Source organism: Acinetobacter sp. 1124_18A (assembly GCF_052824995.1).
In genome coordinates this window covers 315505-338829 of record NZ_VTDF01000003.1, presented here as the reverse complement: position 1 = coordinate 338829, position 23325 = coordinate 315505, and the positions used below count along the sequence as shown (strand labels likewise).

18 protein-coding genes and 1 riboswitch are annotated in these 23325 nt (G+C 40.3%); of the genes, 13 read left to right on the top strand and 5 right to left on the bottom strand.

Going from position 1 to position 23325, the window contains the following annotated elements; genetic code table 11:
- Positions 1 to 294: 294 nt before the first annotated feature.
- From FY048_RS09270 to FY048_RS09260, 3 genes are all read right to left on the bottom strand, one after another.
- Entirely contained in the window at positions 295 to 990 is a 696-nt protein-coding gene (locus tag FY048_RS09270; RefSeq protein WP_446090928.1) for a DUF4145 domain-containing protein, read from the bottom strand.
- 546 nt (positions 991 to 1536) lie between these two features.
- On the bottom strand, positions 1537 to 3729 hold the full coding sequence (locus tag FY048_RS09265) for a TonB-dependent receptor (protein WP_446090927.1): 2193 nt from the start codon (positions 3727 to 3729) through the stop codon (positions 1537 to 1539).
- A 226-nt stretch (positions 3730 to 3955) separates the two neighbouring features.
- Complete coding sequence (locus FY048_RS09260; RefSeq protein WP_004639994.1) at positions 3956 to 4168, bottom strand: DUF1737 domain-containing protein; 213 nt, start codon at positions 4166 to 4168, stop codon at positions 3956 to 3958.
- A gap of 160 nt (positions 4169 to 4328) precedes the next feature.
- On the opposite strand from FY048_RS09260, the gene gshB reads away from it, so the two are divergent.
- The 8 genes from gshB (at position 4329) to lpxC (ending at position 13564) form a co-directional block, all read left to right on the top strand.
- Positions 4329 to 5273: a glutathione synthase gene (gene gshB, locus FY048_RS09255; protein WP_003654100.1), complete on the top strand. Its 945-nt coding sequence runs from the start codon at positions 4329 to 4331 to the stop codon at positions 5271 to 5273.
- Positions 5274 to 5510: 237 nt separating this feature from the next.
- Positions 5511 to 6608, top strand: a complete 1098-nt coding sequence (gene murG / locus FY048_RS09250) for an undecaprenyldiphospho-muramoylpentapeptide beta-N-acetylglucosaminyltransferase (RefSeq protein ID WP_446090926.1) — start codon at positions 5511 to 5513, stop codon at positions 6606 to 6608.
- 11 nt (positions 6609 to 6619) lie between these two features.
- Entirely contained in the window at positions 6620 to 8068 is a 1449-nt protein-coding gene (gene murC / locus FY048_RS09245; protein WP_003654096.1) for a UDP-N-acetylmuramate--L-alanine ligase, read from the top strand.
- Positions 8069 to 8104: 36 nt separating this feature from the next.
- Positions 8105 to 9031, top strand: coding sequence for a D-alanine--D-alanine ligase (locus FY048_RS09240; RefSeq protein ID WP_446090925.1), 927 nt, complete (start codon positions 8105 to 8107; stop codon positions 9029 to 9031).
- 2 nt (positions 9032 to 9033) lie between these two features.
- Entirely contained in the window at positions 9034 to 9888 is an 855-nt protein-coding gene (locus FY048_RS09235) for a cell division protein FtsQ/DivIB (RefSeq protein WP_348948510.1), read from the top strand.
- A gap of 60 nt (positions 9889 to 9948) precedes the next feature.
- Complete coding sequence (gene ftsA / locus FY048_RS09230; protein ID WP_016139860.1) at positions 9949 to 11211, top strand: cell division protein FtsA; 1263 nt, start codon at positions 9949 to 9951, stop codon at positions 11209 to 11211.
- Positions 11212 to 11375: 164 nt separating this feature from the next.
- Positions 11376 to 12551: a cell division protein FtsZ gene (gene ftsZ / locus FY048_RS09225; RefSeq protein WP_005300624.1), complete on the top strand. Its 1176-nt coding sequence runs from the start codon at positions 11376 to 11378 to the stop codon at positions 12549 to 12551.
- Between the two features lie 110 nt (positions 12552 to 12661).
- Complete coding sequence (gene lpxC, locus FY048_RS09220) at positions 12662 to 13564, top strand: UDP-3-O-acyl-N-acetylglucosamine deacetylase (RefSeq protein ID WP_005038014.1); 903 nt, start codon at positions 12662 to 12664, stop codon at positions 13562 to 13564.
- Between the two features lie 97 nt (positions 13565 to 13661).
- On the opposite strand, the gene FY048_RS09215 is transcribed toward lpxC, so the two are convergent.
- Positions 13662 to 14102, bottom strand: coding sequence for a DciA family protein (locus FY048_RS09215; protein WP_003654086.1), 441 nt, complete (start codon positions 14100 to 14102; stop codon positions 13662 to 13664).
- 107 nt (positions 14103 to 14209) lie between these two features.
- Here FY048_RS09215 and FY048_RS09210 point away from each other — a divergent pair, with 107 nt between their 5' ends.
- The 5 genes from FY048_RS09210 (at position 14210) to FY048_RS09190 (ending at position 21076) form a co-directional block, all read left to right on the top strand.
- A complete protein-coding gene (locus FY048_RS09210; protein ID WP_045433755.1) occupies positions 14210 to 14902 on the top strand; it encodes a M23 family metallopeptidase in 693 nt (230 codons plus the stop codon).
- 250 nt (positions 14903 to 15152) lie between these two features.
- Positions 15153 to 17870, top strand: coding sequence for a pyruvate dehydrogenase (acetyl-transferring), homodimeric type (gene aceE / locus FY048_RS09205; protein ID WP_446090924.1), 2718 nt, complete (start codon positions 15153 to 15155; stop codon positions 17868 to 17870).
- Between the two features lie 2 nt (positions 17871 to 17872).
- The gene (locus FY048_RS09200; protein ID WP_446090923.1) at positions 17873 to 19843 is read left to right on the top strand and encodes a 2-oxo acid dehydrogenase subunit E2; all 1971 of its coding nucleotides are present in this window, start codon (positions 17873 to 17875) and stop codon (positions 19841 to 19843) included.
- Between the two features lie 149 nt (positions 19844 to 19992).
- Positions 19993 to 20271 carry a hypothetical protein gene (locus FY048_RS09195; protein WP_003654079.1) on the top strand — a complete coding sequence of 93 codons (279 nt, stop codon included), beginning with the start codon at positions 19993 to 19995 and terminating at the stop codon, positions 20269 to 20271.
- A gap of 28 nt (positions 20272 to 20299) precedes the next feature.
- A riboswitch (yybP-ykoY riboswitch) is annotated at positions 20300 to 20485 on the top strand.
- A gap of 15 nt (positions 20486 to 20500) precedes the next feature.
- A complete protein-coding gene (locus tag FY048_RS09190; RefSeq protein WP_003654075.1) occupies positions 20501 to 21076 on the top strand; it encodes a TMEM165/GDT1 family protein in 576 nt (191 codons plus the stop codon).
- Positions 21077 to 21138: 62 nt separating this feature from the next.
- On the opposite strand, the gene FY048_RS09185 is transcribed toward FY048_RS09190, so the two are convergent.
- A complete protein-coding gene (locus tag FY048_RS09185; protein ID WP_446090922.1) occupies positions 21139 to 23277 on the bottom strand; it encodes a TonB-dependent siderophore receptor in 2139 nt (712 codons plus the stop codon).
- Positions 23278 to 23325 lie beyond the last annotated feature (48 nt).

Genomic DNA, 23325 nt, shown 5'->3' with positions numbered 1-23325 from the left:
TTCCGCATCATCAAAAGTTTGGAAGAATTTTTTGTTTTTTAGCCAAATTTATTGGCTAAAAGTGACAAAATTGCTTAAAAAGCAGCCGATTTGTATCTAAGTCGGCTTTTTACTGTTTATCAGGGTAGCGTAAAATTTTTAAGTTGTTGATTTTATTTAATTTTATAAATATGAGTTCGGATAACGCCCATTATGTTAAATAGAGCTTGTTTCTAATTTATAGTGCTGAAATAGCTATCAACTAAAAAGCCACTTATTAAGTGGCTTTTGTTGTTTGATTTTAATAGTAGATTATTATTCTTTAATAGCTTTCTTTGCATCTCGAATTTTTTGAATACGGGAGAATTTTGAATCTCTTTCATGTCTTGCAATATACCATTCTTCAAACAAGATTTCTAAAAGCTCTATTAGAATTTTTGCCTCATCTGGCTCTACATCAACAATCACATTAATATCTTGCTCCATATGAGCACCAATATTGCCGATTTCCCTAACAGCATTTAACGAGTTCCATACTTGCTCGCTTACCTTATCTTCTAAAGCATTTATTTCTTTATACAATGTCTTATCAGTTATCTTCCAATAATCTCTGATCATACCTTGTAAGCATCGTCTAGCTAAAGTTGCTGATGCTTTAGGACTTAAATCACTAATGGCACAAGCTTCGTTATAATCATTTAAAATAGGTTGTGGGATATAGTTTGGAAATGGTCTTGCATGACTATGAGGTAAAAGTTTCCATGTATGAATAGGAACATTACCACTAGATGAGTGATAGCCGTATCCAGGAGGATTAGTACTCTTATAAAGTAACGATCGTATTGTTATTTCTTCACATTCAGGATTAGGACAAACAATAACTAAAGATTCCAACCCTAGCTTGTTTTTAAATTTATTTGATAAATCAAATACATGAGTTTGACTATCATAATTGCTATCCCCTATAGTACATTTGTGATTGCAGTAAGGGCATGTCCATCCAAAGCTCATAAAGTACCTAATAAATATTTCTAATAACTTATTTAATTATAAACAAAATTAGTGACTTATAAATTAGTTTAATACTATAATAAATCCTGAGGCTCCTTAGTTTTTATTTGTGAATTACAAATTTCGTAACCACAAAAGGAGCTAACCATGAAAGTAAAAACAGTTAATGTTCGAGCTTATCGTAGATATCGTTTAGGACAGTGGGAGGATGTGTGTAAGCACAAACGATCACTACCTACACGTTAATCGAAAAGGAGCCTCACCTAATCATTTAATATTTAAAATAAATTATTTAAAAAATTTCATTTTTACTAGCTACCAATTTTATTGACACTTTATTTTTATTCTAAAATTAACATAATACGCCTTATGCGAATCACTTCTTACGCTCCAAGATTATTCCAACTTATCTTATTGTCCTTGGTTAGTCATCACCAAAGGCGAAAAAGAAGCCCTAGCAAATATGCAAGCTTATCGCGAGAAATACGGTATCTAAAAAGAAAAAGGCATACACCTAAAATAGGGGTATGCTTTTTTAATATTTAATTAAAACTGATAATTCAAACGTAATAACACATTACGTGGTGTGCCTGGCATGCTGTCTGAACGCCAGTACTCTTTATTGGTTAGATTATTCACCGCAAGTGTGACATTCCACGGATCTGCACTATAGCCAATCGCCGCATCGACACGGTTAAAGCCTTCCATTTTTACTTGATTATTAATATTTGGATAATACGAACCTACATAGGTTACACCCACCTCGGTATACCACTGCTCGGTTGGTAAATAACGAACAAATAAATTACCTGTGTTTTTAGATGTGTTGGCTAGATAGTTGCCTTCTTGTTCAGGTTTTTGTTTATCTTCTTTTACTTTCGCATCTGTGTAGCCATAACCACCACGAACAAAGACATTATCAAGTACGCGACCAATAAAACTAAATTCGAGACCACGAGATTGATGCTGACCAGCAGTTGCCCACACCTCTGGTTCACTGTCAGGATTCGGTTTATAGCGAATATTATTTTTACGAATATCAAAAACAGAGAATTGGGTATTTAAACGATTATTTAACCATTCGCTTTTTACACCCACTTCATATTGCTCGTTATATTGAGGCTCTTTGTCCATTTTTGTGACATCGGTGCCGCCGGCAACTTGGTTAACACCCATTTGCCCACCGAATGGCGCAAAGCTCTTAGAGTAAGACGTGTAAAAGCTATGTTCAGGAAGCGGTTGCCATACCAAACCAACATTTGGGCTAACAGTACTGTCTTTTACATTACGATGTGCATTAGTGAGTTTGTTAGTGGTTGAAAAGTCAAAGTAATCATAACGTAAGCCTAACATGAGTTTAAGTTGGTCGTTTAGACCAATTAAATCTTGAATGAATACACCATAAGTTGTGCCTTCATTGTAGTTATGCTGACTAATTAAGAGTGGGCCATTGCCACGACTTGATTCTCGTTCACCTGTGAATGGATTGACGTAACCATAAATGGCTGAACCATTTTGAGTCTTATTGGCTAGACGCGGTTCTCGTTGTTCATAGGTCCAGTCAGTACCTAACATGATTTGATGTTCAAGTTGGCCTGTTTTGAACTTGCCCTTAATATCAAATGTATTGGTGGTGGTCTTATTGCTAGTTTGCTGCCAGTAGTAAATTTGGTTGATGTAGCCTTTTTTGGTCGTACATGCTTCACCTTTCAAATTTTTTCCATCTAGCCCACAATAAGTTCCAAAATAAAAGTGGTCAAAGTTCTGTTCTGCTTGTCGGTAACTCGCTGCCCAGTGAAAGTTCCAATCAGGCACATATTGGTAATTTACGTCGGTGCGGACCACTTGCAAAATATCATCAACATAATCTCCGTCTTGGGCAAATCCTGTTTTGATCGAAGTTCCCGCAGGTAAGTTATCTTGAGTTGGCCCGCGATCAGGTACACGACCTAATTTGTCATACGTATATTGTGTGGTCCAAGTAAGCGTTCCATCATCATTTTTATACGTAAAACTTGGTGAAAACATCTCAATTTTATTTTCAATACCAGAGCGGAAGCTACCTGACTCGCCATATTCTCCCGTAAGGCGTACTGCTAAATTGTCATTAATGACTTGGTTGATGTCAGCAGTGGTTCCGTAGTTATCGTATGAGCCTGCATAAGCGCCAACTGAACTTTTAGAGTCGAAATTGGCGAATTTACTCACCATATTCACAACCCCACCACCAGCACTACGGCCATATAAAACAGAGGCGGGGCCTTTTAAAATTTCAATACGCTCAATATTGGCAGTACTACGGCGTACTTGCCCACTTTCACGTATACCATCACGGTAAATATCGCCTGTATCAGCACCAAAACCACGAATGGTAATGCCATCACCACGCATATCGTAATTGGTAGATACCCCAGGTGTGCCTTGCAGCATAACGCTTAAATCATTTGATCCATAAATTTTATATTTCTGAACATCAATGGTATCAACGGTTTGAGGGATATCTTTTTTATCTAAGCCATTACGTGTGACATTGGCTTTGTCATAGTCGATATAGCTTTTAATTGGGTCTAACTCACTCATAGCCTCAATTTTTATGGTGGGCATGGTCGCTGCAACTTTCGAGGATGAGTTACTAGAGTCTTCAGCGTATACACCTTGAATATTCAAGATCATTAAACTGAGTAAGCTGAGCGGGAACAAACGCTTAATTGGGGGAGATGATGTAGAAATTCTTAACATAAAATAAAATCAATTAACAAAAATAAAAGTATTAATGATAACTATAATCATTTCTTTGTTTAGAATAAAAGAACTATTGTCTTTAAAATTTATGAGATTGCTTTTTTAAGTCTTTATTTTGAAAGGGTGTAGCGATTGCTCAAGCTAACAAGGGGGAGTATTGGTTAGCTTGAGTTATTAATTTGGATTAAGAAGATGTTTTTAGAGATGAAAGGAAATGTTTGAGTTAAGCATTATTTTTGAGAACATCTAAAATATCCATTTCTGGATCATAATTCTCGTCAATCGTTTTACAAATTGCTTGTCCAACAATCACATGTGTGCCATTAAAGGTCATGCTGGGTGCCTCATATAATTCCCAGCCGTGATTCAGTGCTTTAGTTACTCGTGCACAAAAAGCAGAGTCATCAGGGCCAGTTAAATAGCGATAAAGTTTCATCTTTAGCCTTTAAAAATAATATTTTATGGTCATAGTTTAACTGAATTTACTTGAGTTCTAGTTAAAGGAATAACAGATAACGATTTACTGAAATTAAGAAAAACGAGTGAAAAATCTCAGCTATACTCATGCTAATTTAAATTTTATGAAGAGCTTGAGCATGCGTGTACTTGTCGTCATGGATCCGATTGAAACCGTAAATCTTAAAAAGGATTCAACCATGGCAATGTTGTGGGCGGCGAGCCGTCGTGGACATGAATTGGGTTATGCATTACAACAAGATTTATATATCGATCAAGGTAAGGCTTACGGTCTAATCTCGCCATTAAAAGTATTTGAAGATTACAATCATTATTACGAATTGGGCGAAAAGAAAAAAGAATCTATCGCGGCTTATGATGTGGTGTTGATGCGTAAAGATCCACCGTTTGATATGAACTTTGTCTATACAACTTACGTGCTTGAACAAGCTGAACGCGAAGGTTCATGGATTATCAATAAGCCTCAGTCATTGCGTGATTGCAATGAAAAGCTATTTGCAACGCAGTTCCCAGAGCTGCAAGTACCTACACTTGTAACATCGCAACAAAGTTTAATTCGTGAATTTCTTAAAGAACATGGCGATGTCATTGTGAAACCACTTGATGGTATGGGCGGTACGGGAATTTTCCGCTTATATCAAGATGGTGTAAACATTGGTTCAACGTTGGAAATGCTTACAGAGTTAGGTACTCGTCCAATTATGGCTCAACGTTATATTCCTGAAATTGTAGAAGGGGATAAGCGTATTTTGATGGTAAATGGCGAGCCTATTCCTTACTGTCTAGCTCGTATTCCACAAAATGGTGAAGTGCGCGGTAACTTAGCGGCAGGTGGCTTAGGTCAAGCGCGTCCGCTCACTGAAAACGATAAGCTGATCGCAGCTAAAATTGGTCCTTTCTTGCGCGAAAAAGGTTTGATTTTTGTTGGTTTAGATGTGATTGGCAATTATGTCACTGAAATTAATGTCACCAGCCCAACATGTATTCGTGAAATTGATGCTCAATTTGGTACATCAATTGCCGATGATCTATTTGATGTATTAGAAGCTGGTCGTACGGCTTAATTATTTATTTCAGGTGATTTTCAGCGGTATTTATAGGAAATCACCTGAAAATATATGAATTAATAAAATCACAATATGAAATACGCTAGTGCTTTGTAGGCATATTTTCAAAAAAGCACATCTTTCTGTTATAAACGAGTGAAATTAGCTTTTCGTTAATGAAGCTTTAGGATTAAAATAAACGGCTACAAAAATAGATGACAATTTCCATTGTTTTTTGAGTTGAAGAATTAGACCGTGACCGATTCACAGCAAAGCAAACCCAAACATGTCATGATGATGGCTGCCGGTACAGGCGGACATGTTTTTCCAGCCCTCGCCGTAGCCAAACAACTTCAACAACAAGGTTGTCAGGTTTCGTGGTTAGCCACGCCAACAGGTATGGAAAATCGTTTATTAAAAGATCAAAATATTCCAATTTATCAAATTGATATTCAAGGTGTTCGTGGGAACGGTGTGATCCGTAAACTTGCTGCGCCTTTTAAAATTTTAAAAGCGACTTTAAGCGCAATGCGCTATATGAAACAGCTTAAAGTTGATGCTGTTGCTGGATTTGGCGGTTATGTTGCGGGGCCTGGTGGTTTAGCAGCACGATTGTTAGGTATTCCAGTACTTATTCACGAGCAAAATGCGGTTGCTGGTTTTACCAATGCACAGCTAGCGCGTGTTGCTAAAGTCGTGTGTGAAGCATTTCCAAATACTTTTCCTGTTAGCGAAAAAGTTGTTACAACCGGAAATCCGGTACGTCGTGAAATCACCGATATTTTAAGCTCTAAGTGGCGTTACGATGCACGTGAGCAAGCGGGACAACCTTTAAATATTTTAATTGTTGGAGGTTCTTTAGGTGCAAAAGCGCTTAATGAACATTTACCGCCAGCGCTAAAAAAAATACAAGTTCCACTCAATATTTTTCATCAAAGTGGTCAACAACAAGTTGAAGCAACTCAAGCACTTTATGCAGATGTGCCAGCCAACTTAAAGGTGCAGGTTTTGCCGTTTATTGAAGATATGGCAAAGGCTTATAGTGAAGCTGATTTAATTATTTGCCGAGCTGGAGCATTAACGGTGACGGAAGTTGCAACAGCAGGTGTTGCAGCAGTTTTTGTACCACTTCCGATAGCAGTTGATGACCATCAAACTGCGAATGCCAAATTTCTGGCTGATATCGGCGCTGCAAAAATTTGCCAGCAATCGACTATGACACCAGATGTTTTAAATGAATTGTTCACTTCGCTGATGAACCGCCAATTACTTACAGAAATGGCAGTGAAAGCGCGTCAACATGCCCAACCAAATGCGACTCAGCATGTGGTTGATCTTATCCAAAAAATGTAATCGGATTTACTATGTCTCCATCAACAGCTGCGAACCAAGCAAAAAAACTGATTAAAGTGCCTGAAATGCGCCGTATCAAACACATTCATTTTGTGGGGATCGGTGGTGCTGGGATGTGTGGCATTGCAGAGGTATTGGGTAACCAAGGTTATAAAATTTCTGGTTCAGACATTAAAGCATCTAAAACTACAGAACAATTAGAGCAAAATGGCATCAAGGTTTATATCGGCCATCAAGCGGAAAATATTAAAAATGCCAATGTGCTTGTAGTTTCTACAGCGATTGATCCAGAAAATCCGGAAATTAAAGCAGCGATTGAACAACGTACTCCAATCGTACGCCGCGCAGAGATGCTAGGTGAGCTTATGCGTTACCGTCATGGTATTGCTGTAGCTGGTACACATGGTAAAACTACAACGACTAGTCTTTTAACCACCATGTTGGCTGAAGAAAACCTTGATCCAACTTATGTTATTGGCGGTTTACTTAACAGTACAGGTGTAAATGCTGCACTGGGTGAAAGTCGTTTTATCGTGGCTGAAGCTGATGAGTCAGATGCGTCTTTCCTTTATTTGCAACCAATGGCGGCCATTGTAACGAACATTGATGCTGACCATATGGATACCTATGAAGGTAGCTTTGATAAATTAAAAGATACGTTCGTACAATTCCTTCATAACTTACCATTTTATGGTTTGGCTGTAGTTTGTGGTGATGACGCCAACATTCGTGAAATTATGCCACGTGTAGGCCGCCCAGTTATTACTTATGGTTTTAATGAAGATAACGACATTCGCGCAATTGATGTTGAACAAGATGGTATGCGTTCACACTTCACGGTGTTACGTAAAGGTCGTGAGCCGCTACGTTTAACCATCAACCAACCGGGTATGCATAACATCTTAAATGCTCTAGCTGCTATTGGTGTTGCGACTGACGAAGGTGTTTCTGATGATGCAATTAGTCGCGCTTTAGCAGGCTTTAGTGGTGTTGGTCGTCGCTTCCAAGTACAAGGTGAATTCGAACTTGCCGATGGTAACGTTAAGCTAGTTGATGACTATGGGCACCATCCGAAAGAAGTAGAAGCGACTATTAAAGCCGCTCGTCAGAGCCATCCGGATCGTCGTTTGGTGATGTTATTCCAGCCACACCGTTACTCTCGTACCCGCGATTGTTTTGATGACTTTATTGAAGTGCTTTCTCAAGTCGATCAATTATTATTACTGGAAGTTTATCCTGCCGGTGAGAAGCCTATTGTAGGTGCAGACAGCCGTACTTTGGCGCGTAGTATTCGTTTACGTGGACAGGTGGAGCCGATTTTGGTCGATCCGGTTGAAGGTAATTTGCAAAACATCATGCAAAATGTGTTACAACCAAATGACTTGTTATTAACGCAGGGTGCGGGTAACGTTGGAGCAATTTCAGTAGAACTTGCACAACACCATTTGTATGTGAAATAAACAAAAATATTGAATTATCGGGTTAAGGATTTAAACGTGTCAAATGCTACAAAATTCGGCAAAGTTGCCGTGCTATTTGGTGGGAAATCGGCTGAGCGTGCTGTGTCTTTAGATAGTGGTCAGGCAGTTCTGGATGCTTTATTGCGTTCAGGTGTTCAGGCTGAAGCATTTGATCCGCAAAACCGCAGTGTGACTGAACTTGTAAATTATGATCGTGCATTTATTGTATTGCATGGTCGTGGCGGTGAAGATGGCCAGATTCAAGGTGCACTTGAATGGTTAAATCTGCCTTATACGGGAACAGGTGTACAAGGTTCTGCGATTGGCATGGATAAAGTCAAAACCAAGCAAATCTGGCAAGGTAGCGATTTACCTACAGCGCCATATCGTATTATTACTAAAGAGACAGATTTAGATGCGGTTATTGCTGAGCTAGGCTTGCCTGTCATTATCAAACCTGTACATGAAGGCTCAAGCGTGGGCATGAGTAAGGTTGAGAAAGCAGAAGACTTTGCTGCTGCAATTGAAAAAGCGACTCAGCACGATGCTGTTGTGATGGCAGAAAAATGGATCACAGGTCGTGAATTCACAATCTCGTTCTTAAATGGACAGCCTTTGCCGGTTATTCGTTTACAACCACCAGCAGACGTTGCTTTTTATGACTATGAAGCAAAATATGAACGTAATGATGTTGAGTACGGTATTCCTTGTGGTCTAAGTGAGACAGAAGAGAAGAACCTGCAAGCATTGTGCTTACGTGCTTTTCAAGCAGTTGGTGCAGAAGGTTGGGGCCGTATTGATGCGATGCAGGATGAGCAGGGTAATTTCTGGCTTTTAGAAGTAAACACTGTGCCAGGTATGACCAGCCATTCTTTAGTTCCAAAAGCTGCTCAAGCTGTTGGATATGGTTTTGATGAATTGTGTGTTGCCATTCTTGAGCAAACATTGGAAGGTACGGCTTAAATATGGCACAACTTCCGGCTTCCATGCGCCGTAAACGTGCGGCCATCACCTCTATTCATGATAAACCGCCTACACGCAAGCAGAAGCTTGCGAATGCTGGTGGATGGGTGCTGTTGGTTATTGCTTTTGTAGTGCTGGCAGTCGGAATTTATGGGCTATATAAAGTTATTACAGATGCAAAAGTTGCAAAGCTAGAGGTTGTAGGGTCGACGTCTTCAGTTGAAACACAACAAGTGATGCAGCATGTTGCTCCAATTATAAAAGCGAATTATTTCACATCTGATTTAGAACAGATTCGTGATAAAACATTAGAAATTTCGTGGGTAGACCGAGTTGTTGTATCTCGTGCCTGGCCCAATGGTATTCGTGTTCGTGTCATGCCTCGCCATGCCATCGCCCGTTGGGGAACAGGTCGCTTGTTAAGCGATGGAGGCGATGTATTCAGTGAGGCAGAGCCGACAATTCATTCTGAGCTTCCGTTACTACATGGTCCGGTAAGCCAGTCGAAAATGATGATGCGACGCTATAATGAAATCAATCAATTATTCCACCCCGCCAATTTGCGCCTAAAAGAGTTATATCTGACGGAGCGAATGACTTGGTTTATGCAGTTTGACACAGGTTTACGAATTATCGTTGACCAAGATCAAACAATGAATAAGTTGCAACGTTTAAGTCATCTGGCACAATCTGACTTAAAACCGGTGTGGTCGAAAATCTCAGCCATTGATTTGCGATATCGTAATGGATTATCTATTCAATGGAAGAACGCAACACCACCTAAAATTGTGAATGGTCAGTTTGTTGTAACGATTGATGACACAAGCATTGCAGGTGGAACAAAAGCAAAGCCATAATACGTGGCTTTAAAATAGGCAATTTGCCTGGTATTAAACAACAAAGAAATGGTATGAGTGATGAATGAAGCTGTTCCCTCAGTTGTTGCGATTGACATTGGGACGCATAAAGTTTCAGTTTTGATTGGAAAAATTCATGCGCCGGATAACATTCAAGTTATCGGTATGGCAACTGCTCGCAATCGAGGCATGAATAAAGGAAAAATCGTAAGCCTAGATAAAGTCATCGCTGCGATTAAAAATGCTGTTGCTGAAGCGGAAAATATGGCCGAATGTCGCATTCATAGCGCATGGGTATCGATTCCGAGTACCGAGTTGCAAAGTTTTTATGCCTCTGGCCGCACACCAGTTGCTAATCCAGCACATGTTATTACAACAAATGAAGTCGTGCGCGCGTTAGAATTGGCAAAAGCAAGTCATGTGACTTCTGATTACTATTTAGCAAGTGCAGTGCCGTTAGGCTTTGAATTGGGTGATTCTGCTGAATGGGTGCAGAATCCAATTAACATGACTGCCCATAGTATGACAGGACATTATCAGTTAATGATGATGCCGATTGCGACTATGCAAAACCTTGATCGCGCTATGAAAGGTGCAAATATCGGGGTTGAAAAAATGGTGGTATCTTGCCTGGCAACCGCTGAGGCAAGCTTGCTTAAAGATGAAAAAGAATATGGTGTTTGTCTGGTCGATATTGGCGCAGGCATTACCAATCTTGCGGTTTATCTAGATGGACGTTTGGCTCTGGCACGTACATTACAACGCGGTGGTGAGCACGTTACGCGTGATATTGCTGCTGTATTGCAAACTACGACAGAAGAAGCTGAGCGTATTAAAATTCTATATGGTTGTGTCGATTTAAGTGCTGTTAAGCCAGATCACATGATTCAGGTAGAAGGAATTGATGGCCCTCAAACTATTAGTCGAATTGAGTTGTCAGAAATTATTATTGCTCGCTATGAAGAGATCTTTAGCCAGATTCGCGATGAACTCGAACATAGCGGTGCAATTCATGGTTTATACCATGGTGTAGTGTTGACGGGGGATGCTTGTCAAATTGAAGGTATGGTGAGTTTGGCTCGCCGTATGTTGGGGGTATCCGCACATTTGGGTAATCCGCCGTTACAGGTTTATGCTGATGATCAACATCAGGCAGCATTACGTCGTTCGATGTATGCAACAGCAGCTGGTTTGCTCATGTTTAGCCAAAGTGAGTTGCAAGAAGCTGTTGAAGAGCCTGAAGAGGCAAATGACCGTTCGGTATGGGAGCGAATGGTAAATGGCTGGAATGCATTTAATAGCAAGCTAAAAGCCATTTTTTAGGATGTATGGATTTATTGGTAGAATTGTTAGGAAGTTGTAAGAGAAAACCACTGTACTTGACAAGGTTTGTATTGCACAGCATTCTTAAAATTAGTTATTTTTGAAAATCAAGGCAGTATACGGGCTGAAGTGACTGCCATAATGTATTAGGAACCCTAAAGGTCATGGCCTCATTTGAATTTATAGAAGATGAACTAAACGATGGCAACGGTCAAGCCCGTTTCACTGTATTTGGTGTAGGTGGTGGTGGCGGTAATGCCGTTCAACATATGGTGCAGTCTGATATTCAAGGTGTTAAATTCGTTTGTGCCAATACAGACAAACAAGCACTAGACTGTATGAATGCACCTTTCAAAATTCAGTTAGGCGAGCAAAGTACACGTGGTTTAGGTGCTGGTGCTAACCCTGAAGTAGGGCAAGTTGCAGCAGAAGAAAGCCGTGAAATTATTCGTCACCACCTTGAAGGTACGGATATGGTATTCGTTACCGCTGGTATGGGTGGTGGTACGGGTACAGGCGCGGCACCGGTTGTGGCTGAAGTTGCCAAAGAAATGGGTATTTTGACCGTTGGTGTTGTAACAACCCCATTTAACTTTGAAGGCCGTCGCCGTTTAAAATCTGCTGAACGCGGTATTGAAGCGCTTGAAGCACATGTTGATTCATTGATTATTATCCCTAACCAACGCTTACTCAGCGTATATGGTGATATTTCAATGAAAGATGCTTATAAAAAAGCTGATGATGTATTGTTAAACGCTGTACGTAGTATCTTTGACCTTGTTGTAAACCGTGGTCACATTAACCTTGACTTCGCCGATTTGAAAACTGCAATGAGTACACGTGGTTACGCAATGATGGGTGCTGGTTTAGGTCGTGGTGAAGATCGTGCACGTCAAGCAGCTGAACAGGCTATTCGTAGTCCATTGCTTGATAACGTGAATATTATTAATGCTAAAGGTGTGTTGATTAACATTACTGGTGGTGATGATATTACTTTACGCGAAACTGAAATCATTACTGATGTCGTGAACCAGATTGTTGACCTTGATGAAGGTGAAATTTTCTACGGTACAGTATTTGATCCAGATGCGCGTGATGAATTACGTGTAACAGTGATTGCAACTGGTTTAACTCGTAATGCTGCAGACGCAGAACCGAGAAAACGTAATACAGTAAGTCATGCATCGACTCAATCAGCTCAATCTGTTGATGAAGATGACGTTCCTGCTATTAATAAGCGTCAAAATGCAGACAATGAAGTGAGTAGTAACGCAAGTTCTTCTCCACGTTCTTCTCCGATGAGCATTCAAGATTACTTGAAAAATCAGCAACGTAAGTAAAAAATTATTAAATTTAAAAAAAGGCAGTGTTTAAACACTGCCTTTTTTTGTTTTTGATCAATGACTAAATATGCTAACGTATAGCGGTTTTAAAAAAGAAGTTACAAAGCATGGTGAAACAACGTACTCTCAATCGTGTGGTAAAAGCGAGTGGAATAGGTCTTCATAGCGGTCAAAAAGTGATGATCAATTTCATTCCACATACCGTGGATGGAGGTATTGTATTTCGTCGTATCGATTTAGATCCACCTGTGGAAATCCATGCGAATGCTTTACTGATTCAAGAAGCTTTCATGTGCTCCAATTTAGTAATTGGAGATATAAAAGTTGGAACGATTGAGCATGTGATGAGCGCAATTGCAGGTTTGGGAATTGATAACCTTATTGTTGAGGTATCTGCGTCCGAAGTTCCGATTATGGATGGAAGTGCCGGCCCATTTATTTACCTGTTAATGCAAGGTGGATTGCGTGAGCTGGACGCACCGAAAAAATTTATAAGAATATTAAAACCAGTTGAAGCATTAATCGATGATAAAAAAGCAATTTTTAGCCCGCATAATGGTTTTCAGTTAAATTTTACGATTGATTTTGACCATCCAGCATTTGCTAAAGAATATCAATCTGCGACTATCGACTTTTCTACTGAAACTTTTGTATATGAAGTTAGTGAAGCTCGTACTTTTGGTTTTATGAAAGATCTGGATTATCTCAAAGCAAATAACTTAGCTTTAGGTGCAAGTTTAGATAATGCGATTGGTGTAGATGACACGGGCGTTGTTAACGAAGAAGGCTTACGTTTCGCCGATGAATTTGTGAGACATAAGATTTTAGATGCAGTAGGTGATTTGTATTTGCTTGGTCATCAAATTATTGCCAAGTTTGATGGCTATAAATCGGGACATGCTTTAAATAATCAGTTGTTACGCAATGTTCAAAGTGATCCGAGTAATTATGAAATTGTAACATTTGATGACGAGAATGAATGTCCAATTCCATATGTGAGTGTGACATAAGTCATTGTCTTTATTTGGTCATGTTATAATGTAACATTTTAAAGTGTGAATTTTGTCACACAAATATGGCTGAACTTTTCTTTAAATATATAGCTCGTCATTTTTTATTGCTTGCCAAACGTAGTAAAGCTTGGCTAAGCTTAGGGTCGCTCACAAAGTCGGCTGCACTACGTAACATTTCTTGTGTTTCCGGGGGAATGGGTTTAGATGGCTCAGATGAGGGTGGATTGGGAATGTTTTTATTTCTCAAGCGAACCTGAATTCTTTGTAGGTCTTTTAACCCTTCAAGTTGAGATAATTTAGATACATATTGGTTCTGTAAATAACTGAGTTGACTAATCATCGCCTGATTTTCACCAGTAATGATCAAAGAACCATTTTGATAACACACGACCTGCCATTGTTCCGGTTGGGGCAATAAGGGTTGGATAATTTTCGTAAGTCTTTGCCATTGCGCGACTTGCGTTGTTAGAAACGTAAGGTTTCCTGTTTTTATGTGTTTTCCGGATTGTTGAAAAACGTTATCGGGTTTAGACATGGGTCATTCTCGGATAGATTCTTGTCTTCATCTTAAGCGTTCATTTCAATCGATATCAAGGAAGAGATCATAAGGAACTTAAGTAAGAACAGTTTCAAGAGGTTTTTATGCACACGCGTCGTATTTTATTAGCGTTTTCACTTGCCGCTTCGGCAGCATCAGTTGCTTTTGCAGATTATCAAACAATTAACCAATCTACTGATTCAGATCGATTGGAACAACTATCAAAAACATTATCTCAAGGTTCATATACTCATCCTGATGATTTAGATCTTCCAGCGAGTGCGAAAGTTTCAGTGACCTTACGCCAAAAAACGGTTGAGCTCAACAATGAGTCACTCGCTAAAAAATATGGCAATACGACAGCTAAGAACTCTTTCAATACCTCTTCTTCAAATGCTTATTCGTGGTTAGTTTCTCATCCTCTTCCTGATACAGTACGTGTTTCTTCCAACTTTGGTGGTCGTACGATGAGCGGTCGCGCCGAACATCATGGTGGATTGGATATGGCTGCTCCAAGTGGTACACCAATTTATGCTACAGGCCCAGGTATTGTAACCAAATCTGGTTGGGGCACTGGCTATGGTCAATATGTTGAAATTAACCATGGTAATGGCTATTTAACACGCTATGCGCATGCTTCGCGTTTAATGGTACGTGTAGGTGAACAAGTTTCGGCAGGTGAACATATTGCCAATGTAGGTTGTACTGGTCGCTGTACTGGTCCACATTTGCACTATGAAGTAGTAAAAGATGGTCAACGTAAGAACCCAACAACTTACTTAGCGATGCTTCCTTAAAAGCTAAGTTAAAAAAGTTAAGGTTATTAAATTTATGAATCTGAAATTAGCCTAAACCTTTTTTAACGTAAAGATTGTATAAAAAAACGCCATTATTGGCGTTTTTTTGTTATTTTGTTTAATGCTCGGTCAATGACTATTCATTCAGAAAATAATAGGCCCCCCTCACATTCACCCGTGGCAATAACTAGAGAGGGGTAAAACGTGGTAAAAATACAAAGTAGATTAAAGGACAAGGAACAGGTGAATTATGGCGTTTTACGGTGACTCCGATGCACAAGAAACCCAAGAGTGGCAAGATGCATTCGATTCAGTTTTACAACATATGGGAACTGAGCGCGCGGCATTCTTATTGGAAAAACTTTACCAACAAGCAATTGCCAAGCATGTTCCCATTCAACGTCTCAATACACCTTACTTAAATACAATTTCTGTTGAAGAACAACCTGCAATGCCAGGCGACCAAGATATGGAACGCCGTATTCGTGCATTGATTCGTTGGAATGCCTTAGCAATGGTACTTCGTGCGAATAAAACAGGTGATGATTTAGGTGGCCACTTGGCGAGCTTCGCATCAAGTGCAACATTATATGACGTAGGTTTTAACCATTTCTTCCGCGCAAACAGCGATAACTTTGGCGGAGATATGATTTATTACCAAGGACATTGTGCTCCTGGTATTTATGCTCGTTCATTCCTTGAAGGGCGTTTGACTGAAGAACAGTTAAGTAATTTCCGCCGTGAAGTTGGCGGTAACGGTTTACCAAGCTATCCACATCCATATTTAATGCCGGACTATTGGCAATTCCCAACTGTATCAATGGGTCTTGGTCCAATCATGTCGATTTATCAAGCGCACATTCAAAAATATTTGATGAATCGTGGCTTGATCAAAGAAGAAAATCGTAAAGTCTGGGCATATCTTGGCGATGGTGAAATGGATGAGCCAGAAAGTACTGGTGCAATTTCACTTGCTGGTCGTGAAAAACTTGATAACCTAATTTGGGTGGTTAACTGTAACTTACAGCGTCTAGATGGCCCTGTACGTGGTAACGGTAAAATCATTCAAGAATTAGAATCTTTATTCCGTGGTGCGGGCTGGCGTGTCATTAAAGTAGTATGGGGTCGTCATTGGGATCCGCTACTTGCAAAAGATAGCACAGGCGCTTTAAAAGCGGTAATGGGAGAAACAGTTGATGGTGAATACCAGCGCTATCAAGTGAAAGGTGGTGCATATACACGTGAGAAATTCTTTGGCAAGTACCCAGAAGCTGCGGAACTTGTAAAAGATTTAAGCGATGAAGACATCGATAATCTCAACCGTGGTGGTCATGACCCGTACAAAGTTTTTGCTGCCTATGCAGAAGCAATGACAGCCAAAGGTCAACCAACAGTTATTCTTGCGAAAACTGTAAAAGGTTACGGTTTGTCTGAAGAAATTGAAGCGGTGAATAAGACTCACCAAATCAAAAAAATGCAGATCGATTCTTTAAAATATGTACGTGACCGTTTCAACCTGCCATTTACAGATGATAAATTAGAAGAGCTTCCATTCTATCGCCCAAGTGAAAACTCTCCTGAAATGAAATATATGAAGGCACGTCGTGAAGCTTTAGGTGGCTATTTACCTGCACGTCGTAAAGAGAGTGAAATTTTAGCGATTCCTGAATTATCTGTATTTGATGCAGTATTAAAAGGTTCTGCAGGCAAAGAACAATCAACTACCATGGTGATGGTGCGTTTAATTGCAGCTTTACTTAAAGAAAAAGCAATTAAAGACCGCGTAGTGCCAATCGTTCCAGATGAAGCGCGTACTTTTGGTCTAGAAGGTATGTTCCGTCAGCTTGGTATTTATGCCGCTCACGGTCAAAAATATACCCCAGAAGACCAAGAGCAGTTAATGCATTACCGCGAAGCAAGTGACGGTCACATGCTTCAAGAAGGGATTAACGAAGCTGGTGCGATGAGCGCATGGGCTGCGTTGGCAACAAGTTATTCAACTAATAACTTGCCAATGATTCCGATGTACATGTACTACTCAATGTTTGGTTTCCAGCGTATTGGTGACATTGCGTGGGCTGCGGGTGATGCACAAGCTCAAGGTTTCTTGTTAGGTGCAACTGCTGGTCGTACCACATTGAACGGTGAAGGTTTACAGCACCAAGATGGTCATTCACATATCTTGGCGAACACGATTCCAAACTGTGTATCTTACGATCCATGTTTTGGTTATGAGTTGGCTGTAATCGTACATGATGGTTTACAACGTATGTATGTGAACCAAGAGCGTGTGTTCTATTACTTAACGGTAATGAATGAAAACTACGAGCATCCTGCAATGCCTGAAGGCGCTGAGGAAGGCATTAAACGTGGTATGTACTTGTTCGAAAAAGATGAAAAAGCAACTGTCCAATTGATGGGTTCAGGTGTAATTCTTCGTGAAGTGATCAAAGCTGCGAAAATCTTACGTGATGAATACCAAATCCATTCAAACGTTTGGAGTGTAACAAGCTTCAATGAGTTGTCTCGTGATGGTATGGCGTGTGAAGAATACAACCGTTTACACCCACTTACTGAAGAAGTGAAAGAGTCTTGGGTGTCTAAACAATTACGCGGTACAGAAGGTATCGTTGTTTCAGCAACAGATCATATGCGTGCGTATAGCGAACAAATCCGTGCCTATCTTCCAGATGGTCGCCCATTTGTTGCGTTGGGTACAGATGGTTATGGTCGCTCAGATACACGTGCTAACTTGCGTAGTTTCTTTGGTGTTGATGCTGCACATATCGTTGTTGCTACTTTGAAAAAATTAGCTGACGAAGGTGAAGTAGATGCACGTTTAGTTAAAGATGCAATTTCTAACTTTGAGTTAGATACTGATCGTCCAGTGGCATGGGCTCCACAAGCACATCCAGAAGTTCAAGCAGTTGCTGAATACCATGAAGCGCAAACAGGTGAGGGGAACTAAGCATGCAAATTAAGACCCCTGATATTGGCGTAGATAAAGCAGTTGTTGCTGAAATTTTGGTAAAAGTTGGCGATAGCATTGCTGAAAATGACAGCCTTGTTTTGCTTGAGTCAGATAAAGCCTCTGTTGAAGTGCCTAGCACTTCAGCAGGTGTAGTGAAAAGCATCTTGATCAAAGAAGGCGATAGCGTAACTGAAGGTACGGTATTGTTTGAACTTGAAGCTGAGGGTGCTGCACCTGTAGCTCAAGCAGAAGAAGTTGCAAAACCTGCACCAGCAGCTGAAAAAGAAGCACCTGCTACAGCTCCACAAGTTGCTGCACAACCAGCAGCTGCAACCACTAGCCAAGTGGTTGAAGTTCAAGTTCCAGATATTGGTGTTGAAAAAGCACTAGTTGGTGAAATTTTAGTAAAAGTTGGCGAGCAAATCGATGTTGAGCAAAGCATCGTTGTTGTTGAATCTGACAAAGCAACTGTAGAAGTGCCAAGCAGTGTTGCTGGTACTGTAGAAAGCATTCAAGTTAAAGAAGGCGATACAGTTAAAGAAGGTGTTGTGCTCATTAAAGTGAAAACAACATCTGCATCAAGTGCGCCAGTTGAAGCTCCTGCTTCTACAGCAGCCCCAGCGGCAGCGCCTGCACCAGTTCAACAAGAAACTGTAGCTGCGGCTGCTACTCAATCTGGTCCAGTTGATATTAACGTTCCTGATCTGGGTGTAGATAAAGCAGTTGTTGCTGAAATTTTGGTACAAGTTGGCGATAAAGTTGATGTAGACCAAAGCCTTGTTGTGGTTGAGTCAGATAAAGCGACTGTTGAAGTTCCAAGTACTGTTGCTGGCGTTGTGAAAGCGATTCACTTGCAAGCAGGCCAACAGGTTTCACAAGGTATATTACTTGCAACAATTGAAGCTGAAGGCCAAGCACCTGCTGCGGCACCAGCGGCAAAAGCAGAAGTAGCTCCAGCTCCGGCAGCAGCACCTAAAGCAGCAGCTCCTGCTCCGACTCAGGCTGTATCTGCTCCAGCGTCTGGTAGTGACAAGTTAACCAAAGAGCAAGAAGCCGAAAACGCTAAAGTATATGCAGGTCCTGCTGTACGTAAGCTTGCTCGTGAACTTGGTGTGGTTTTATCACAAGTTAAAACTTCTGGTGAACATGGTCGTGTAATTAAAGAAGATATCTTTGCTTATGTGAAGACTCGTTTAACTGCACCACAAGCGGCTCCAGTAGCTGCGGCTGCACCAGCAGTTTCAGGTTTGCCAAAGCTTCCTGACTTCACTGCGTTTGGTGGCGTGGAAGAAAAAGTACTGACGCGTTTGCAGCAAGTATCAATTCCGCAATTGTCATTGAACAACTTTATTCCGCAAGTCACCCAGTTTGATTTGGCTGACATTACTGAGTTAGAAGATTGGCGTAATGAACTGAAAGGCAACTTCAAAAAAGAAGGTATCAGCCTGACGATTATGGCATTCATTATCAAAGCGGTTGCGTATTTGTTGAAAGAAGAGCGTGAGTTCGCAGGTCATCTATCTGATGATGGTAAATCAGTGCTCTTGCGCAATGAAATCCATATGGGAATTGCGGTAGCAACACCTGATGGTTTAACTGTGCCAGTACTTCGTAACCCAGACCAAAAATCAATTAAGCAAATTGCAGTTGAATTGGGTGTGTTAGGTCAAAAAGCACGTGATAAGAAATTAACACCGAAAGACTTGCAAGGTGCGAATTTCACCATTTCAAGTTTAGGCGCAATTGGTGGTACAGCATTTACACCACTTGTAAACTGGCCGCAAGTTGCGATTTTGGGTATTTCACCTGCAACGATGCAACCGGTTTGGAATGGTAAAGACTTTGACCCACGCTTAATGTTGCCGTTGTCATTATCTTATGATCACCGTGTAATTAATGGTGCAGACGCTGCTCGCTTTACCAATAAACTTACGAAACTTCTTAAAGATATTCGTACTTTATTAATCTAATATTTTGAAATGAATCATTAAAACCTCGCTTCGGCGGGGTTTTTATTTTGATATTTAATTTAATTGGTTTTAGGTTAATCTAAAGACGAAGAAGGAAGTGTCGAAAGAGAGGAGAAATTTCTCATTATTAGGTAAAGGAGAAATAATAAATGGCGGGTTTTTTAAAAATCATGGTACCAATCCTATTGATTGTATTTTTATTAATGGGGGTATGGGTCAGTGTTTTACACTTTCCTTGGGAATGGATGACCTATGTTGCAATGGGGTTGGAAGTATTTGTAGCAATGCTTATTTTGCCGTTTGAATTTCAGTCACAGCACATAGCAGGCATTAACAATTTGGGCTTTATTAACTTAAGTATTTGTTTAGCCTTACTATTGGGCTTAGGTCGGCTGTTGGTGTGGGCGTGGATAAAATTTTTTGTTTGAAAAATAGAACTGCTCGAATATAATAAGCACATACTTCATTGGGGAGTAGCCGCTATTCATTTCTAAATGAATAGGTGATGATCAACATAATTGTTCAACAGAACATGGTCATCATAGCTTAAACGTCTCATCGTTTCCGAGTTGGCAAGACCTTTGATTTACCACTCTGCAGATATTTGGCTAGCAGGAGGGGTAGGTCATGGGCATTTATGCTAGCCAGAGAAACGACATGCAAGAATTTCTGATTTCTACCTCAATTGTTGCCCTAGCTGAAATGGGCGATAAAACTCAATTACTCGCCCTTTTACTGTCTGCACGTTTCCGTAAGCCAATCCCTATTCTCATTGCGATTCTGTTAGCAACTTTAATTAACCATGGTATCTCTGCTGTGCTTGGACAGTGGATTACAACCGTCTTGAGTCCCGAAATCTTAGTTTGGGTACTGGCCGGTGGTTTTATTGGTATGGCGTTCTGGATGCTTATTCCAGATAAGTTGGATGATGAAACAGATAGCATTAATAGATGGCAAAAATTTGGTGTTTTTGGTGCAACCTTTATCCTGTTTTTCTTAGCAGAAATTGGTGACAAAACTCAGATTGCGACAGTTGCTTTAGCTGCACGTTACGATAGTATTTTCTGGGTAATGTTAGGTACAACCTTAGGGATGATGATTGCCAATGCACCAGCTGTATTTATTGGTAATAAATTAGCTGAACGTTTATCTATCTCTCTCATTCATAAAATTGGTGCTGCGATTTTCTTAATTGTAGGTGTCTCGACTTTAGTACAGCATTACTTCTTCTAACGCATTTAAAGCCGCCATAAAAAACGCACTCGAATTGAGTGCGTTTTTTTATAGGTCATTATTTAGTAGTTAAATTTCACTGTGAAGTTAATTTGGCGTGGGTTACCGAGCGTCACCAAATTCTCATTCAGTGCGCCTGCATAGTAATCTTTATCAAATAAATTACGGATCGCAAGTTGAGCACCCCAATGTCCTGCATCGTAGCCAGCTTCAGTGTCAAAGACTGTATAGCCTGGAATGTGAACATCTAAGCCATCGACAGTTTTATATGTTTCACCACGGAATCCACCACCAACATACCAACCAAGTTTTGAAGCTGGGTCAAATTTATAGCGCGCTGATAAGCTATAAGCATGCTCAGGAATATTATCGAGTGCTTTTCCTACATTGCTTGAGTTTGCATCTTTACTAATTTCAGCATCAATGGTGTAAGTATATGCGGCTGTTAGTTTTAAGCCTTCTAAAATTTCTGCGCTGAGCTCAGTTTCAATACCACGTGTTAACTGTTCGCCACGCTGAGCTTTATAGCCACTATTCGCAGTATCAGTGACTAAAACATTTTGACGTTTTAAATCATACCAAGCGATAGCACCTTGAACTCGTTGATCAGGGCTTTGTAATTTCATTCCTACTTCAACCTGTTTTCCTTCTTCAGGTTTGAACGGATTGTTATTTACATCAGTACCACTGTTAGGAGTAAATGAAGTGGCATAGCTGACATAAGGGGCAACAATGTCATTAAGGGTATACATGATAGAAGCGCTACCCGTAAAAGCACTGTCTGATTGTTTACTTGCACTACTTGTAACTAAGCTTGTGCTTTGGGTTTGTGCCCAGTCTTGACGTCCAGACAAGCTTAAAAGCCATTGGTCATTGAGTTGAATGCGGTCACGTAAATAGAGGCCCAAATATTTGAGACGATTAATATCCCGAACATTTTGTTTCAATGTCACGTTTTGACCATAAACGGGGTCATAGATATTTAAATTGCCAATATCGTATTTATCATTGGTGTAGTCACTTTTTTCCTGAAAAGCATCTACGCCAATATTAATGTCGTGCTGCATGCCATATAAATCAAACTGTTTGTTTAAACGGTTATCGATGGCGAAACTTAAGTTATCAATCACTTGATGCCGACTATTATTAGCTCGGTTAATGGTTGTGTAAGATGAGTCTGCCCAAAACTTTTTAGTTTGAGCAAAAACCGCAGTACCATCCATTTCGGTTTTTTGGACGGCAAAATTCTGGTTAAAGTTCCAGCCATTATCAAAAACATGTTTAAACGTATAACCCGTACGATAAACATCTGCCTCATATTTACCAAAATTAGGATCGCCAATATACAAGCTTCGGTCTATAGCGCCGTTAGGATTGTCTTTTAATGTGCCAATTACAGGCAAGCCTTGCTGACGAATATATTCGCGGTGCTGATAGCTTGCGATTACAGAGAGGTCAGTGTTATCACCTAAGTCAAAATTGTAAGAGGGGGAGATATAGTAATTTTTAAAATACACATAATCTGTCGGATCATCTTGGTCAGAGATGCGGCCATTTAAACGAAAAGCACCTTTCTCACTATTATTAGGGCTATAGTTTAAATCGAATGTACCTTCTTTTAAGTTATAGCTGCCATAAGTCATGCTAGCACGCGCAAAGTTTTCTGCTTCAGGTCGTTTAGTGACTAAATTCACCATGCCGCCTGGTGCAACCAAACCGAAATTAATAGAGGCCGGACCTTTTAAAACTTGTACCTGATCCATGCCCGATAGTTCAGTGGCAACGTAAGTATTTTGTCCAACTCTTAAACCATCTACATAAACGGAATCGGAAGAGGTCTGCCCTCGAATAACAAAATCATCCCAACCACGACGACCAAGTTTTCCAGCTTCAACACCTGCAACGCCTTCAAGTGCATCTGCTAGAGTTCTAGCTTGTTTCTGGTCGAGCTGTTCACGAGTCACCACAGAAACCGATTGAGCCGTCTTAAATAAGGGTGCATCCGATTTTAAGGCTGAGGTTGCTTTTGTTGCGACATAGGGAGAGCTGGGTTCTTTTTGCGCCTGAATAGAAATGGTGGGTAGCACACTGGTCGAATTCTGTTGTTCTGCTGTTTCATCAGCATGACTTGCTGTCATTAAGCTAAAAATAGCAACTGCTAACAATGTTTTGGAGCTTGAAAAATAAGGTGCTTGGTTCATGGAGGTCTAGACAGCGCAAAAGACAAAATGATAATGAGAATTATTTTA

Coding starts and splice junctions, on each gene's coding strand:
- FY048_RS09270 (WP_446090928.1), bottom strand. CDS start 990: ATGAGCTTTGGATGGACATGCCCTTACTGCAATCACAAATGTACTATA.
- FY048_RS09265 (WP_446090927.1), bottom strand. CDS start 3,729: ATGTTAAGAATTTCTACATCATCTCCCCCAATTAAGCGTTTGTTCCCG.
- FY048_RS09260 (WP_004639994.1), bottom strand. CDS start 4,168: ATGAAACTTTATCGCTATTTAACTGGCCCTGATGACTCTGCTTTTTGT.
- gshB (WP_003654100.1), top strand. CDS start 4,329: ATGCGTGTACTTGTCGTCATGGATCCGATTGAAACCGTAAATCTTAAA.
- murC (WP_003654096.1), top strand. CDS start 6,620: ATGTCTCCATCAACAGCTGCGAACCAAGCAAAAAAACTGATTAAAGTG.
- FY048_RS09235 (WP_348948510.1), top strand. CDS start 9,034: ATGGCACAACTTCCGGCTTCCATGCGCCGTAAACGTGCGGCCATCACC.
- ftsA (WP_016139860.1), top strand. CDS start 9,949: ATGAATGAAGCTGTTCCCTCAGTTGTTGCGATTGACATTGGGACGCAT.
- ftsZ (WP_005300624.1), top strand. CDS start 11,376: ATGGCCTCATTTGAATTTATAGAAGATGAACTAAACGATGGCAACGGT.
- lpxC (WP_005038014.1), top strand. CDS start 12,662: ATGGTGAAACAACGTACTCTCAATCGTGTGGTAAAAGCGAGTGGAATA.
- FY048_RS09215 (WP_003654086.1), bottom strand. CDS start 14,102: ATGTCTAAACCCGATAACGTTTTTCAACAATCCGGAAAACACATAAAA.
- FY048_RS09210 (WP_045433755.1), top strand. CDS start 14,210: ATGCACACGCGTCGTATTTTATTAGCGTTTTCACTTGCCGCTTCGGCA.
- aceE (WP_446090924.1), top strand. CDS start 15,153: ATGGCGTTTTACGGTGACTCCGATGCACAAGAAACCCAAGAGTGGCAA.
- FY048_RS09200 (WP_446090923.1), top strand. CDS start 17,873: ATGCAAATTAAGACCCCTGATATTGGCGTAGATAAAGCAGTTGTTGCT.
- FY048_RS09195 (WP_003654079.1), top strand. CDS start 19,993: ATGGCGGGTTTTTTAAAAATCATGGTACCAATCCTATTGATTGTATTT.
- FY048_RS09190 (WP_003654075.1), top strand. CDS start 20,501: ATGCAAGAATTTCTGATTTCTACCTCAATTGTTGCCCTAGCTGAAATG.
- FY048_RS09185 (WP_446090922.1), bottom strand. CDS start 23,277: ATGAACCAAGCACCTTATTTTTCAAGCTCCAAAACATTGTTAGCAGTT.